The sequence below is a fragment of the Pseudomonas tumuqii genome, assembly GCF_013184545.1.
Classification (GTDB): domain Bacteria; phylum Pseudomonadota; class Gammaproteobacteria; order Pseudomonadales; family Pseudomonadaceae; genus Aquipseudomonas; species Aquipseudomonas tumuqii.
In genome coordinates this window covers 156,451-170,747 of the sequence record NZ_JAAOJA010000010.1, presented here as the reverse complement: position 1 = coordinate 170,747, position 14,297 = coordinate 156,451, and the positions used below count along the sequence as shown (strand labels likewise).

The following is a 14,297-nucleotide window of genomic DNA, read 5'->3' as shown; positions in this document are numbered from 1 at the left end:
TTTTCCTTTCAAGAGGCTCTCGGCTCATGTGGTACAACGGTTTTCTTGACCTGTCGGTCTGGCAGTTGATCGCTGCCGTCCTGGTGATGACGCACATCACCATAGTCGGCGTCACGGTGTACCTGCACCGTTATTCTGCCCACCGCGCCCTGGAGCTGCATCCAGCGCTGAAGCACTTCTTCCGTTTCTGGCTGTGGTTGACCACCGGGCAGAACACCCGTGAATGGACCGCTATCCACCGCAAGCACCACGCCAAGTGCGAAACCGTCGACGACCCGCACAGCCCGGTGATCAAGGGCCTGGGCACGGTATTGCGCACCGGCGCCGAGCTGTATCAGCAAGAGGCGAAGAACCCGGAAACCCTGCGCATCTACGGCAAGAACTGCCCGGACGACTGGATCGAGCGCAACCTCTACTCGCGCTATACCTTTGGCGGCGTGACCCTGATGGCGCTCATCGACCTGGCCCTGTTCGGGGTCATCGGCATCAGCGTCTGGGCGATCCAGATGATGTGGATTCCGCTCTGGGCGGCCGGGGTGATCAACGGTCTCGGGCATGCCGTCGGTTATCGCAATTTCGAATGCCGCGACGCCGCGACCAACCTGCTGCCGTGGGGCATCCTGATCGGCGGTGAAGAACTGCACAACAATCACCACACCTATCCCAACTCGGCGAAGCTGTCGGTGCGCAAGTGGGAATTCGACATGGGCTGGGCCTGGATCCAGCTGTTCAGCCTGCTCGGGCTGGCCAAGGTGCAGCGCGTGGCGCCGATCGCCCATCGCATCGAGGGCAAGCGCCACCTGGATATGGACACCGCCATGGCGATCCTCAACAACCGTTTCCAGATCATGGCGCAGTACCGCAAGCTGGTGATCGGTCCGCTGGTCAAGCAGGAACTGGCCAAGGCCGACGCCTCGGTACGCCACCAGTTTCACCGCGCCAAGCGCCTGCTGGGCCGCGAGCCGAGCCTGCTGCGCGACCAGCAGCAGCTGCGGATCGACGCCATGCTGGCGCAGAGTCAGGCGCTCAAGGTGATCTACGAGAAGCGCCTGGCGCTGCAGCAGATCTGGCTCAAGACCAGCGCCAATGGCCACGAAATGCTCGACGCGATCAAGCAGTGGGTCCACGAAGCCGAGGCCAGTGGTATCCAGTCGCTGCGCGATTTTGCCGAGCAGCTGAAAACCTATTCGCTGCGCCCGGCCGCTGTCGCCTGATAACGGCTGATCGGCTGCCCAAGCCCGCCGTTCGGCGGGCTTTTTGTTTTCTGCGCCGACAACCTTCTATGCTGCCCCCATGGTTCAAACCTTCACCAGGATGGCGACTGTTTATGGACGAGTGCAGCAACTCATCGGAGCAATTGGAAGACCTGACCCTGGCACTGCTGCACAGCCGTGCCGAAGTCGAGCGCCTGCGTGAGCGCGAGCAACTCTTCAGCAGCCTGCTCGGCAGCGTCAATGCGGTGCTCTGGGCATTCGACTGGCAGGCGCAGCGGGTGATCTACGTCAGCCCGGCCTATGAGCGGGTTTTCGGTCGCTCTGCCGCGTTGCTGTTGGCCGACTACGGCGAATGGCGCAACAGCATCTACCCGGACGACCTCGACTATGCCGCCGAGAGCCTGGCCAAGGTGCTGGAAACCGGCGCGGTGGAAGCCCGCGAGTACCGCATCATTCGCGCCGACGGGCAGTTGCGCTGGCTCAGCGACAAATGCTTTATCAGTCGCTCGAGTGAGGCTGGGCAAGCGCAGATCATCGTCGGCATCGCCGAAGACATTACCGACAAGAAGCAGCTGGAAGGCGAGTTGCATCGCCTGGCAACCACCGACGTGCTGACCCAGAGCAGCAACCGCCGGCATTTCTTCGAGTGTGCCCAGCGCGAGTTCGAGCATGCCCGCCAGTTCGGCAGTCCCTTGGCCTTTCTCCTGCTCGACATCGACGACTTCAAGCAGATCAACGACAGCTATGGTCACCAGATGGGCGATCAGGTGCTGCAGCGCCTGGCCAGCTGTGGCGCGTCGGTGTTGCGCCGTGGTGATCTGTTCGGGCGCATCGGCGGTGAAGAGTTCGCCGCGCTGTTTCCGGGCTGCGAGCCAGCCCTGGCCGAGCAGATCGCCGAGCGCTTGCAGCGGGAGGTGCAGCGCTTGCGTTTCAGCCACGAACGGGCGTCGTTCGGTGTCACGGTGAGCCAGGGCCTGACCAGCTTGCGTGGTGACGACGCCAGCCTGGGTATGCTGTTCGCCCGCGCCGATACGGCGATGTACCAGGCCAAACGGCAGGGCAAGAACCAGATCGTGCGCGACTGACGCGCGGGGCGCTTGGCGAAAATCCGCCGTTAGCGCTCTTGCGGTCGGCGATAATCCGCCTGTTCATCCTTCACACAACTCCGCAATGGAATTTGTGAGTTACCGCCAAAGTAGCGGACTAGAGGTGTTGCTGCTCGACGGTGGGCGACTGGCACGGTATCTGCTCAAGGCTCTTCGACGCACAGACCGGCCTGCAGGGCCGGCACACAATAAAAATGAAGAGACCGCCGATGAACTTCTTCCGTTTGGCTGACGATCCGCCTGTTCCTTTGACGTTTGCTCGGCGCGGCACCGCGCACCCCTGATTTCTGTTCGCCCCAGTGTTTACCCGCTCGCTCTGGCGCCTGTTCGGCTGCCCGTCTGACGCGGCCCGCTGGGGTGAATCAACGAATTCGGTGCGTGTCTGCCTCTTCGTGGTCGAAGTCTGCGCCCGTGCCGATGTGCCACCCATAAAAACACTGGAGAAAACCATAATGAGAAAGACCTCCCTGGCGCTGGCCGTAGCCGCCGGCACCCTGGGCTTGACCCTGAGCCAAGTCGCCAACGCCGAGTTCATCAAGGACAGCAAGGCCAGCCTCGAAGCACGCAACTTCTATTTCAATCGCGATTTCCGTGAAGGCACCGGTCAGGCCAAGCAGGAAGAGTGGGCACAGGGCTTCCTGCTGCGCATGGAGTCAGGCTACACCGAAGGCAGCGTGGGTTTTGGCGTCGACGCGCTGGCTACTTTCGGTTTCAAGCTGGATTCGGGCGACGGCACCGCTGGCAGCGGCCTGCTGGTACCGGATCGCTCTTCCGGCGGTTCCCAGGACAACTCCGGCGGCCTCGGCTTGACGGCCAAGGCCAAGGCTGGCGAGAGCGTGCTCAAAGTGGGTTCGCTGCAGTTGAAGAACCAGGCCATCGGCTCCAGCGATAGCCGCCTGCTGCCGCAGGTGTTCCGCGGTGGCAACATCGTTTCCAAGGACATCGCCGGGCTGACCCTCGATGCCGGCTATCTGGACGAGGTCAACAATCGTAATTCCAGCGATTACGAAGACATGACCCTGAACACCTTCGCCTTGAGCGGGATCACGGTTAGCGGCGTCAACCAGTCCAACGAGTTCGTCTTCGCCGGTGGTAACTACAAGCTGAGCGACAGCCTGACCGGCGGTTACTACTACAGCAATCTGGAGGACATGTATAAGCAGCACTCCTTCAATCTGGTGCATGTGCTGCCGATCGCCGACAAGCAGTCGCTGAAGACCGATCTGCGTTATGCCCGTTCCACCGATGATGGTTCGAGCAATATCGACAACAAAGCCTTCGGCGCCATGTTCACCTATGCCCTGAGCGGCCACAGCCTCGGTTTGGGCTACCAGAAGATGAGCGGTGATACCGGCTTCGCCTATGTCGGCGGTACCGATCCGTTCCTGGTCAACTACGTGCAGATCGGCAACTTCGCCGCCAAGGACGAGACTTCCTGGCAGGCGCGTTACGACTTCAACTTCGCCTCCATCGGCATTCCGGGGCTGACCTTCATGACCCGCTACCTGACCGGTGACAACATCGATCGTGGTGCCGCGTCCGACGGTAAAGAGTGGGAGCGCAACATGGACATCGCTTATGTCGTCCAGGAAGGGGCATTGAAGAACCTTGGGGTGAAATGGCGCAATGCGACCATGCGCAACAACTTCGGTCGCGACATCGACGAAAACCGCCTGATCGTCAGCTACACCCTGCCGCTGTTCTGACCGGCGCCCCGTGGTTAGCGGGGCTGTCGAGCAGGGCTGAGCAGTTGCATCCTGTTCAGCCGTGAAACATCAAAAGCCCGGACTCTGCTTCGGGCTTTTTTGCGACTGTCGCCGGGCGAAGCCTGGATAAGCGCGAGCGCAATCCGGGGAGTGTGTTGCGGATTGCGCCTGGGCGTACCGGGCCACCGAGCGGCAAGACGGTATCTACGAGAGCTGGCGTGCAATGCGCAGCGCCTCCGGCTGTCGGCATCAGAAGCCAGTTCTTGCCAGGAGAGGGGAGCGGAATTCTGCTTGCATAATAATATATAAAAAAATATATTGTTTTTAGGTTAATTGAAGGTTCGCCACATGAACGCTCCCGAACAGACACTCGATATCCAGCAGTTGCGCGCCAACGCCGATGCGGCCGGGCAGTTGCTCAAGGCTCTGGCCAATCCCGACCGCCTGCTGCTGCTCTGTCAGCTCTCGCAAGGCGAGCGCAACGTCAGTGAGCTGGAAAGCCTGCTCGGCATCCAGCAGCCGACGCTGTCGCAGCAGTTGGCGGTACTGCGTCGTGAAGGGCTGGTGGAAACCCGCCGTGAAGGCAAGCAGATCCACTACCGGATCTGCAGTCCGGCCGCCTTGGCGGTGATCAATACGCTGTACCAGTTGTTCTGCGCAGGAGAAACCTCATGAGTATCGACGGGGTCGCCATCGACTGGTTGAATTTCACGCCCTGGAGTTCTCTTGCGGGCGGGGCGCTGATCGGCCTGGCCGCCAGCCTGTTCGTGTTGTTCAACGGCCGCATCGCCGGCATCAGCGGCTTGCTCGGCTCGGTCCTGGAGGGTGGCGAGGGCCGGGCGGAGAAGGGCCTGTTCCTCCTCGGTCTGTTGCTGGCGCCGCTGCTCTGGGGGCTGTTCAGCGTGCTGCCGACGATCGAATTCCAGAGTGGCTGGCTGGGCTTGCTGGTGGCCGGCCTGCTGGTCGGTGTGGGCACCCGCTACGGCTCCGGCTGTACCAGTGGCCATGGTGTCTGTGGCGTTTCCCGGCTATCGCCGCGTTCGCTGGTGGCGACCTTCACCTTCATGGCCGCCGGTTTCGTCACGGTCTTTGTCCTACGTCATCTGCTGGGGGGCTGAACATGCGCAAACTGACTGCATTGCTGGCCGGCGTGCTGTTCGGCATCGGTCTGTTGCTGGCCGGCATGGCCAACCCGACCAAGGTATTGGGCTTCCTCGATCTGGCGGGGGCCTGGGATCCGTCGTTGGCGCTGGTGATGATTGGCGCCATCGCGGTCGCCGCGGGGCCGCTGGCCTGGGCCAAGCGCCGCGCGCAGTCGTTGCTCGGCGCGCCGATGCAGTTGCCGGCCAAGCGCGAGCTGGATCCGCGGCTGATCGGTGGCAGCCTGGTCTTCGGCATCGGTTGGGGCATTGCCGGGATCTGCCCGGGACCGGCGCTGGCCATTCTGCTCAGCGGCCATTGGCAGGTCAGCGTTTTCGTTCTGGCCATGCTGGCCGGGATGCTGTTGTTCACCGCGCTGGAACGCCGGCGCAGCCATTAAATCTGGAGATCATCATGAAAACCAACGTTGGCAGCATCGACCGTAGCCTGCGCATCGCCGCCGGCTTGATTCTGATTGGCTTGAGCCTGAGCGGCACCATCGGCCTGTGGGGCTGGATCGGCGTCGTGCCGCTGGCCACCGGCCTGTTCCGCATGTGTCCGGCGTACTCGCTACTGGGCATCAATACCTGCAAACGCTCCTGAGAGGCTGGCCGATGCGCAGATGACGGGCGCTTGCATGGCGCCCGTTTTCGTTCTGCGCAGAAGGTGGCCTGCAGTGAGAGGCGTTGCTGCGGCATAGGGCGGGGCGGAAGAAGGAGCCAACTTCATATGACTATTAATTCTAAGCATAGAACCAAAAAACAGTTACGATAATCCTTAATTAAATACCCCTAGGGGTATGTCAAAAGAGGACCGTCACCATGCAAGCGCACGTAGAAGCTTTCTTTGATCCTGCCACCTTCACCTACAGCTACGTGGTCAGCGACCCGGCGACCCAGCGCTGCGCCATCGTCGACTCGGTGCTCGACTACGATCCGGCTGCCGGCCGCACCTCGCACCAGAACGCCGATCGCCTGATTGCCTATGTGCGCGAGCAGGACCTGAAGGTCGACTGGTTGCTGGAAACCCACGTGCACGCCGACCACCTGTCCGCGGCGCTCTACCTCAAGCGCGAACTGGGCGGCCAGTTGGCTATCGGCGAGCAGATCACCGTGGTGCAGAACACCTTCGGCAAGCTGTTCAATGCCGGGCCCGAGTTCGCCACCGATGGCCGCCAGTTCGACCGCCTGTTCGCCGACGGTGAGCGCTTCCAGGTCGGCAACATCGAAGCCCGCGTCATCCATACGCCCGGGCATACTCCCGCCTGCCTGACCTATGTGATCGGCGATGCCGCCTTCGTTGGCGACACCCTGTTCATGCCCGACTACGGCACCGCCCGCTGCGATTTCCCCGGTGGCGACGCCCGGGTGCTGTTCCGCTCGATCCGCAAACTGTTCGACTTGCCGGAGCAGACCCGCCTGTTCATGTGCCATGACTACAAGGCGCCGGGGCGCGAGGAGTTCCTCTACGAAACCACGGTGGCCGAGGAGCGCGCGCACAACGTGCATGTGCACGAAGGGGTCAGCGAGGACGATTTCGTCGCCATGCGCAGCGCGCGTGACGCCACCCTGGGCATGCCGACCCTGATCCTGCCCTCGGTGCAGGTGAACATGCGCGCCGGCCAGCTGCCGCCGCCCGAGGACAACGGCACCAGCTACCTGAAAATCCCCCTCGACGTGCTTTGAGGAGACGCTCATGGATTCGCTCAAGCGCTTGACGCCGTTCATTGCCGTGGCGGCCCAGTTGCAACCTGGCGACATGGGCACCCTGGCGGCGGCCGGCTTTCGCAGTGTGATCAACAACCGGCCGGACGGTGAAGGCGAAGGTCAGCCCAGCTCGGCCGAGATCGAGGCCGCGGCCCGTGCCAGCGGTCTGGACTATCACTACCAGCCGGTGATCTCCGGGCAGATCGGCGAGGACGATGTGGCGGCCTTTGCCGAGTTGCTCGAGCAGGTGCGCGGCCCGGTCCTGGCCTTCTGCCGAACCGGCACCCGCTCGAGCAGCCTGTGGGCGCTGAGCGAGGCCCGTCACCTCGACCCCGAGGTCTTGCTGGCCACCGCCAAGGACGCCGGCTATGACCTGTCCGGCCTGTTGCCCCGCCTGCAGCAGCGCTGGCAGCAGGCGCCGCAGGCCGCCGCCGACACCGCCCCGCTGGCGCCAACCCAGCGCTACGACGTGCTGGTGGTGGGCGGTGGCGCGGCCGGCTGCGCGGTGACCGCCAGCCTGCTGCGGCGCAATCCGCAGCTGCGCATCGCGCTGATCGAGCCGCGCGAGCAGCACTACTACCAGCCGGGCTGGACCCTGGTCGGGGCCGGCGTGTTCGACCGCGCGCAGACCGAACGGCCGATGGCCCGCTGCATTCCCCATGGTGCGCAGTGGCTGCACGCCGCGGTGGCCGGCTTCGAGCCGGAGCAGCAGCGCGTGGTGCTGGAAGACGGCAACCGCGTCGGCTACCGCGCCCTGATCGTCTGTCCGGGCCTGACGCTGGACTGGGATGGCATCGACGGGCTGAGGCAAACCCTGGGCAAGCATGGGGTGACCTCCAACTACCAGTTCGAGCTGGCGCCCTATACCTGGCAGCTGGTGCAGAACCTGCGCCGCGGTCGCGCGCTGTTCACCCAGCCGCCGATGCCGATCAAGTGCGCCGGCGCGCCGCAGAAGGCCATGTACCTGTCCTGCGACTGGTGGCAGAAGCAAGGCGTGTTGAAGGATATCGAGGTGGAGTTCTGCTCGGCCGGTGGCGTGCTGTTCGGTGTCGCCGACTTCGTCCCGCCGCTGATGCAGTACGTCGAACGCTATGGCGCACGGCTCAACTTCAACCACACCCTGACTGCGGTCGATGGCCCGGGGCACAAGGCCTGGTTCAGGCAGGTGGATGCCGAGGGCAAGGCCAGTGTGGTGGAAAAAGACTTCGATTTCCTGCATGTGGTGCCGCCGCAGCGGGCGCCCGAATTCATTCGCCAGAGCCCGCTGGCGAATGCCGACGGCTGGCTCGAGGCCGACCATGAAACCCTGCGCCATCCGCGCTTCGGCAATATCTTCAGCCTCGGCGATGTGTGCGCCGCGCCCAATGCCAAGACCGCCGCGGCGGTGCGCAAACAGGCACCGGTGGTGGCCGAAAACGTCCTCGCGGTGCTCGCCGGGCGTGGCCCGCGTGCGCTCTACGATGGCTATGGTTCCTGCCCGCTGACGGTGGAGCGGGGCAAGGTGGTGCTGGCCGAGTTCGGTTATGGCGGCAAGCTGCTGCCGACCTTTCCCCTCGATCCCACCGTGCCGCGCCGACTGGCCTGGGAGCTGAAGGTCAAGCTGATGCCGCGCATCTATTTCGACCTGATGCTGCGCGGCCACGAGTGGCTGGCCGCGCCCAAGCGCCTGCCGCATGATCCCGTGCCGGTGGACGCGCCGGCCGCCTGCAACTTCGAACAGGAGAAAGGTAAATGAGCCTGCGCCGCTGGCTGCCCTGCCTCGACTGGGGGCGGCGCTACAACCGCGCCACTGCCGCGCAGGATGGCCTGGCGGCGCTGATCGTTACCCTGATGCTGATTCCGCAGAGCCTGGCCTACGCCCTGCTCGCCGGCCTGCCGCCGGTGGCCGGGCTGTATGCCAGCATCCTGCCGCTGCTGGCCTATGCCCTGTTCGGCTCCAGCCGCACCCTGGCGGTCGGCCCGGTGGCGGTGGTGTCGCTGATGACCGCCGCCGCCCTGGGGCCGTTGTTTCCCGCCGGCAGCGCCGAGTACGTCGGCGCCGCCATGCTGCTGGCGCTGCTGTCCGGGCTGCTGCTCGCCGGCATGGCCCTGCTGCGCCTGGGCTTCGTCGCCAACTTCCTCAGCCATCCGGTGATCTCCGGCTTTATCAGCGCCTCCGGGATTCTCATCGCGGTCGGCCAGCTCAAGCATATCCTCGGTATTTCCGCCTCCGGCGAGAACCTCCAGCAGATGCTGCCGGCGTTGCTGCACAACCTGCCGGCGGTGCACGGGCCGACCCTGCTGATCGGCGCCTGCAGCCTGCTGTTTCTCTGGTGGGTGCGTGGCCAGCTCAAGCCCTTGCTCATGCGCCTGGGGCTGGGCGCCGGCATGGCCGGCAACCTGGCCAAGGCCGGGCCGGTGCTGGCGATCATCGTGTCTATCGGGGTGGTCAGCCTGCTGGGCCTGGAGCAGACCGGGGTCAGGGTCGTCGGCGCGGTGCCCCAGGGCTTGCCGGGGCTGAGCCTGCCCACCCTGGACTACGGTTTGGCCCTGCAATTGTTGCCGGCGGCGCTGTTGATCAGCCTGGTCGGCTTCGTCGAGTCGGTGTCGGTGGCGCAGACCCTGGCGGCCAAGCGGCGTCAGCGCATCGAGCCGGACAACGAGCTGCTCGGTCTGGGCGGCGCCAACCTGGCGGCGGCTTTCAGCGGTGGCTTCCCGGTCACCGGCGGTTTCGCCCGCTCGGTGGTCAACTTCGATGCCGGGGCGCAGACGCCCATGGCCGGGGTGCTGACCGCCGGCGGTATCGCCCTCAGCGTGCTGCTGTTGACCCCGCTGCTGCACAACCTGCCGCAGGCGGTGCTGGCCGCAACCATCATCGTCGCGGTGCTCAGCCTGGTCGACCTCGGGGCCCTGGGCCGCACCTGGCGCTATTCGCGCCAGGATGGCGCGGCCCAGGCGGCGACCCTGGGTGGGGTGCTGCTGCTCGGTGTCGAGGCGGGCATCCTGATGGGTGTCGGCCTGTCGCTGCTGCTGTTTCTCTGGCGCACCAGCCGCCCGCATGTGGCGGTGGTCGGCCAGGTGCCGGGCAGCGAGCACTTTCGCAACATCGAACGCTTCGCCGTGGTGGAGAGCCCCAGCGTGCTGTCGCTGCGGGTCGACGAGAGCCTGTATTTTCCCAACGCACGCTTTCTCGAGGAGCGCATCGGCGAGCTGATCGCGGCGCGTCCGCTGGTCCGCCATCTGGTACTGATGTGCCCGGGGGTCAACCTGATCGATGCCAGCGCCCTGGAAAGCCTGGAAGCCATCGTCGAGCGCCTGCATGCGGCCGGCGTGCAACTGCACCTGTCGGAAGTGAAGGGGCCGGTGATGGATCAGCTGCGCCGTTCGGATTTCCTCGAGCACTTCGGCGGCCAGGTATTCGTCAGCCAGTACCAGGCACTGCGCACGCTCGACCCGCTGAGCACGCGGCGCGCCCTGGCGCGAGGGTAGCGCGGCGCTCAGTCAGTTACAGCAACAACAGCGTGGCCAGGCCGAGGAAGGCGAAAAAGCCGACGACATCGGTCACCGTGGTCAGGATCACGCTGCCGGCCAGCGCCGGGTCGATGCCCATGCGCTCGAGCAGCAGCGGGATGCCCCAGCCGGCCAGTGCCGCGCACAGCAGGTTGACCAGGATGGCGGCGCCGAGCACTGCGCCTATGCCCCAGTCGCCGAACCAGAGCACGGCGAGCAAGGCGATCACCACCGACCAGAGTAGGCCGTTGAGGATGGAGATGCCCAGCTCGCGGTTGAGCAGGATGCGGATGTTGCCTTTCTGCACCTGACCCAGGGCCAGCCCGCGGATCACCAGGGTCAGGGTCTGGCTGCCGGCGATACCACCCATGCTCGCCACGATGGGCATCAGCACGGCGAGGGCCACCAGCTGCTCGAGGGTCGCCTGAAACAGACCAATCACCCAGGCGGCGCTGAAGGCGGTGATCAGGTTGATGCCCAGCCAGACCGCGCGGCGGCGTGAACTGACCAGCACCGGGGCGAACATGTCGGCTTCGTCGTCGAGGCCGGCCATCTGCATCAGTGCGCGGTCCGAGTCTTCGCGGATCAGGTCGACCACGTCGTCGACGGTGATCCGGCCGATCACCCGGTTGTGCTCATCCACCACCGGGGCCGAGAGCAGGTCGAGGTCCTGGAACAGCCGGGCGACGTCGCTGCCCTTGCTGGTCACCGCGATACCGGCGATGTCGCGGTCCATCAGCTCGGCCACCGGGCGTTCCAGATCCGCAGTGACCAGGTTGCTCAGGCGCAGGCCGCCCTGATAATGGCCTTTGCGGTCGACCACCATCAGCATGTCGGTCTGCGGCGGCAGTTTTTCCAGCAGGCGCAGATAGCGCAGTACCGTGCTTACCTTGACATCGGCACGGATCTGGATCGAGTCGGCATTCATCAAGCCGCCGGCCGAGTCCTCGGGATAGGACAGCATCGACTCGAGCTGTTTGCGCTGGCTGGCGCTGCTGGCGAACAGCAGTTTGTTGCCCAGTTCGCCGGGCAAGGTCTGGATCAGGTCGACCCGGTCATCGAGTTCGAGGTGTTCGACCGAGGCAATCAGCTCCTCGAGATCCAGGTCGAGGGCCAGGGCGCCGCGTATTTCATCGTGCAGGTAGGTCAGCACTTTGCCGGCCCGCTCGGTGTCGACCATGCTCCACACGCTGCGCCGTTCCTGGGGCGGCAGCGCTTCGAGCAGCCCGGCGATCTTGGCTGGGTGCATGCGGTGCAGAATCTTGCCGACGCGCTTGAGCTTCTTCAGGTTCAACGCATCGCGCACGGCTTCCAGGTGGTTGACCGTGCTTTGTGCGTGTTGCTGTTCCGGCCTGGCGTAGGTCGTATCCGCCGAGTCGCCGGCCAGCTGGCTGACCAGCTCGAGGCTGAGGTGGGGCAGGATGCGCCCTTCGAGCGCGGGATCGATCTGTTGCCACAGCGCCATGCGCTGCTCGGCGTCGAGCATCTCGAGCATGGCGGCGATCTTGGCCGGGTGCATGCGGCTCAGCAGCTTGCGCACACGCTTGTTCTTCCCGGCGCTGAGCGCCTGAACGATATGTTCGCTATCAGTTCGAGCGTGGGGCTCGTCACTGAAGCTGGGGTCTGGTTTGCTCGAATTCATAGCCGCCAGAGTAACACCGGCACAGCCCTTGCCGGGTGGCTAACCCTCGCCTGCACGCGGCCAGACGAGGGGCATGTAGGCGCCGGTCAGGCGCGTTGTGGTGCCGGCTGCTGTTGGGTGATGCAGTGGATGTTACCGCCGCCGAGCAGAATCTCGCGGCCGGGCACCATCACCACCCGGTGCTCGGGGAACACGCGCTGGAGGATGGCAAGGGCTTGCTCATCCAGCGGGTCGTCGAAGCTCGGCGCGATGATGCCGCCGTTGACGATCAGGAAGTTGACGTAGGAGCCGGCCAGGCGCACGCCCGGGCTGCGTTGCTGGCTGCCGGCGACCAGGTCGACCCCGGCGCATTCTTCTTCGCTGGCATACAGCGGGCCGGGGATCGGCAGCTTGTGCACGATCAGTTGCCGGCCCTCGGCGTCGCGCGCCTGTTGCAGCACGCGCAGGGCCGCCTGGCAGCGCGGGTAGTTGGGGTTGTGCGGATCTTCGGTCCAGGCCAGCAGCACTTCGCCCGGGCGCACGTAGCAGCAGAAGTTGTCGACGTGGCCGTCGGTTTCGTCGTTGAACAGGCCGTCCGGCAGCCAGATCACCTTATCGATCGCCAGGTGCTCGCGCAGCACCTGCTCGGTTTCCTCACGACTGAGGTGCGGGTTGCGATTGCGATTGAGCAGGCATTCCTCGGTGGTGATCAGGGTGCCCTCGCCGTCGACATGGATCGAGCCGCCTTCGAGGATGAAACCTTCGGTGCGGTAGCGCGCGCAACGCTCGATCTCGAGGATCTTGCCGGCTACCTGGTCGTCGCGCTGCCACGGGAAGTACAGGCCACCGTCGAGACCGCCCCAGGCATTGAAGGTCCAGTCGACGCCGCGAACTTCGCCGTGCTGGTTGGTGACGAAGGTCGGCCCGGTGTCGCGCACCCAGGCATCGTCGCTGCTCATTTCGAGCACGCGGATATTGTCGTGGTCGAGACGGGCGCGGGCGTTCTCGTATTGGCAGGCAGAGACGCAGACGGTCACCGGCTCGAATTCGGCGATGGCCTTGGCCACGGCGGCGAAGGCGGCCTGCGCCGGCTTGCCGCCGTTGCGCCAGTTGTCCGGGCGCTCGGGCCAGACCATCCAGGTCTGGCTATGGGGTTCCCACTCGGCCGGCATGCGGAAACCGTCGGTGCGGGGTGTGCTGTTGAGGGTGGTCATTGCATCTACCTGCATGGCGTAGGGTGCGCCGTGCGCACCGATTGCGTGGGGGCGGTGCGCAGGCCAGGGCGACCCCGCGCACCCTACTCGGCTCAGGATTCCAGGTAACCGTCCAGGGTCTTGATCGGTCCGTAGAGGTTCGGCCGGCGGTCGCGGAAGCTGCCCCAGGCGCTGCGGATATGCTCGAGCTGGTCGAGGTCGAAGCGGTGCAGCAGCACGCCTTCCTCGGTCTCACCCAGTTCTTCGACCTTGGCGCCGAACTGGTCGGCGATGAACGACGAGCCATAGAAGTTGATGTGGTAATCGCCCTGGTCTTCGCGACCGATGCGGTTGCTCGCCACCAGCGGCATCAGGTTGGCGCCGGCGTGGCCCTGTTGTACGCGCTGCCAGTGGTCGCGCGAGCTGATGGTCGGGTCATGCGGCTCGGTGCCGATGGCGGTCGGGTAGAACAGGATCTCCGCGCCGAGCAGGGCCATGCTGCGCGCGCACTCGGGGAACCACTGGTCCCAGCAGATACCCACGCCGATCTTGGCGTAGCGGGTGTTCCACACCTTGAAGCCGGTGTCGCCCGGGTTGAAGTAGTACTTCTCGTGGTAGCCGGGGCCGTCCGGGATGTGGCTCTTGCGATAGATCCCCAGGTTGCTGCCGTCGGCATCGATGATCGCGATGCTGTTGAAGCGCGCGCGCCCGGCCAGCTCGAAGAAGCTGATCGGCAGCACTACCTGCAGTTCCCTGGCAACCTTCTGGAAGTGGGCGATGGCCTCGTTGGCTTCCACCGTGGTGGCCAGCTGCAGGTAGTCCGGGTTGGGCTTCTGGCAGAAGTACGGGGTCTCGAACAGTTCCTGGATCAGGATGATCTGTGCGCCCTTGGCCGCGGCTTGGCGTACCAGCTTCTCGGCGTTGGCGATGTTGCCGGCACGATCCCAGGAACAGGCCATCTGGGTGGCGGCGACGGTGACGATGCGGGACATGGAGCACCTCGTAGGAGCAATGAACGGTGGTCGTTACACGCTAGCAGACGACCGATGACGACGCCGTGTCGGCGAGCGGTTATGTGGCTTTATAATCGATAAAAATCTGTTTTTGAAGCTTAATTTTTCT

At 64.7% G+C, this 14,297-nt stretch carries 13 protein-coding genes; 10 read left to right on the top strand and 3 right to left on the bottom strand.

All coding sequences use genetic code 11. The annotated features are described in order from the left end of the window. Positions 1–26 precede the first annotated feature (26 nt). From desA to G9C89_RS18285, 10 genes are all read left to right on the top strand, one after another. Entirely contained in the window at positions 27–1,214 is a 1,188-nt protein-coding gene (desA, locus tag G9C89_RS18330; RefSeq protein ID WP_172150699.1) for a delta-9 fatty acid desaturase DesA, read from the top strand. A gap of 113 nt (positions 1,215–1,327) precedes the next feature. Continuing rightward, a complete protein-coding gene (locus G9C89_RS18325) occupies positions 1,328–2,299 on the top strand; it encodes a GGDEF domain-containing protein (RefSeq protein WP_172150697.1) in 972 nt (323 codons plus the stop codon). A 473-nt stretch (positions 2,300–2,772) separates the two neighbouring features. Continuing rightward, entirely contained in the window at positions 2,773–4,026 is a 1,254-nt protein-coding gene (locus G9C89_RS18320; protein ID WP_172150695.1) for an OprD family porin, read from the top strand. A gap of 348 nt (positions 4,027–4,374) precedes the next feature. Beyond that, entirely contained in the window at positions 4,375–4,701 is a 327-nt protein-coding gene (locus G9C89_RS18315) for an ArsR/SmtB family transcription factor (RefSeq protein WP_172150693.1), read from the top strand. Continuing rightward, the gene (locus G9C89_RS18310) at positions 4,698–5,144 is read left to right on the top strand and encodes a YeeE/YedE family protein (protein WP_172150691.1); all 447 of its coding nucleotides are present in this window, start codon (positions 4,698–4,700) and stop codon (positions 5,142–5,144) included. Before G9C89_RS18315 ends, G9C89_RS18310 begins: the two co-directional genes overlap by 4 nt. Before the next feature lie 2 nt (positions 5,145–5,146). Beyond that, positions 5,147–5,566: a YeeE/YedE family protein gene (locus G9C89_RS18305; protein ID WP_172150689.1), complete on the top strand. Its 420-nt coding sequence runs from the start codon at positions 5,147–5,149 to the stop codon at positions 5,564–5,566. A gap of 14 nt (positions 5,567–5,580) precedes the next feature. After that, positions 5,581–5,769: a YgaP family membrane protein gene (locus G9C89_RS18300; protein WP_172150687.1), complete on the top strand. Its 189-nt coding sequence runs from the start codon at positions 5,581–5,583 to the stop codon at positions 5,767–5,769. Between the two features lie 218 nt (positions 5,770–5,987). Next, positions 5,988–6,851: an MBL fold metallo-hydrolase gene (locus G9C89_RS18295; RefSeq protein WP_172150685.1), complete on the top strand. Its 864-nt coding sequence runs from the start codon at positions 5,988–5,990 to the stop codon at positions 6,849–6,851. Between the two features lie 10 nt (positions 6,852–6,861). Then, positions 6,862–8,607, top strand: coding sequence for a bifunctional protein tyrosine phosphatase family protein/NAD(P)/FAD-dependent oxidoreductase (locus G9C89_RS18290; protein WP_172150684.1), 1,746 nt, complete (start codon positions 6,862–6,864; stop codon positions 8,605–8,607). Then, positions 8,604–10,340, top strand: coding sequence for a SulP family inorganic anion transporter (locus tag G9C89_RS18285; protein ID WP_172150673.1), 1,737 nt, complete (start codon positions 8,604–8,606; stop codon positions 10,338–10,340). The genes G9C89_RS18290 and G9C89_RS18285 overlap by 4 nt, the downstream gene beginning before the upstream one ends. Before the next feature lie 16 nt (positions 10,341–10,356). Here G9C89_RS18285 and mgtE read toward each other — a convergent pair whose 3' ends face one another. From mgtE to aguB, 3 genes are all read right to left on the bottom strand, one after another. Next, positions 10,357–11,901 (bottom strand): magnesium transporter, encoded by a 1,545-nt coding sequence (gene mgtE / locus G9C89_RS18280; protein ID WP_218575948.1) that lies wholly within the window; start codon positions 11,899–11,901, stop codon positions 10,357–10,359. A 188-nt stretch (positions 11,902–12,089) separates the two neighbouring features. Then, complete coding sequence (gene aguA, locus G9C89_RS18275; protein ID WP_172150671.1) at positions 12,090–13,196, bottom strand: agmatine deiminase; 1,107 nt, start codon at positions 13,194–13,196, stop codon at positions 12,090–12,092. Positions 13,197–13,288: 92 nt separating this feature from the next. Then, on the bottom strand, positions 13,289–14,167 hold the full coding sequence (gene aguB, locus G9C89_RS18270; protein WP_172150669.1) for an N-carbamoylputrescine amidase: 879 nt from the start codon (positions 14,165–14,167) through the stop codon (positions 13,289–13,291). Positions 14,168–14,297 lie beyond the last annotated feature (130 nt).

Coding starts and splice junctions, on each gene's coding strand:
- G9C89_RS18315 (WP_172150693.1), top strand. CDS start 4,375: ATGAACGCTCCCGAACAGACACTCGATATCCAGCAGTTGCGCGCCAAC.
- desA (WP_172150699.1), top strand. CDS start 27: ATGTGGTACAACGGTTTTCTTGACCTGTCGGTCTGGCAGTTGATCGCT.
- G9C89_RS18290 (WP_172150684.1), top strand. CDS start 6,862: ATGGATTCGCTCAAGCGCTTGACGCCGTTCATTGCCGTGGCGGCCCAG.
- G9C89_RS18310 (WP_172150691.1), top strand. CDS start 4,698: ATGAGTATCGACGGGGTCGCCATCGACTGGTTGAATTTCACGCCCTGG.
- G9C89_RS18325 (WP_172150697.1), top strand. CDS start 1,328: ATGGACGAGTGCAGCAACTCATCGGAGCAATTGGAAGACCTGACCCTG.
- G9C89_RS18320 (WP_172150695.1), top strand. CDS start 2,773: ATGAGAAAGACCTCCCTGGCGCTGGCCGTAGCCGCCGGCACCCTGGGC.
- G9C89_RS18295 (WP_172150685.1), top strand. CDS start 5,988: ATGCAAGCGCACGTAGAAGCTTTCTTTGATCCTGCCACCTTCACCTAC.
- aguB (WP_172150669.1), bottom strand. CDS start 14,167: ATGTCCCGCATCGTCACCGTCGCCGCCACCCAGATGGCCTGTTCCTGG.
- G9C89_RS18300 (WP_172150687.1), top strand. CDS start 5,581: ATGAAAACCAACGTTGGCAGCATCGACCGTAGCCTGCGCATCGCCGCC.
- aguA (WP_172150671.1), bottom strand. CDS start 13,196: ATGACCACCCTCAACAGCACACCCCGCACCGACGGTTTCCGCATGCCG.
- G9C89_RS18305 (WP_172150689.1), top strand. CDS start 5,147: ATGCGCAAACTGACTGCATTGCTGGCCGGCGTGCTGTTCGGCATCGGT.
- G9C89_RS18285 (WP_172150673.1), top strand. CDS start 8,604: ATGAGCCTGCGCCGCTGGCTGCCCTGCCTCGACTGGGGGCGGCGCTAC.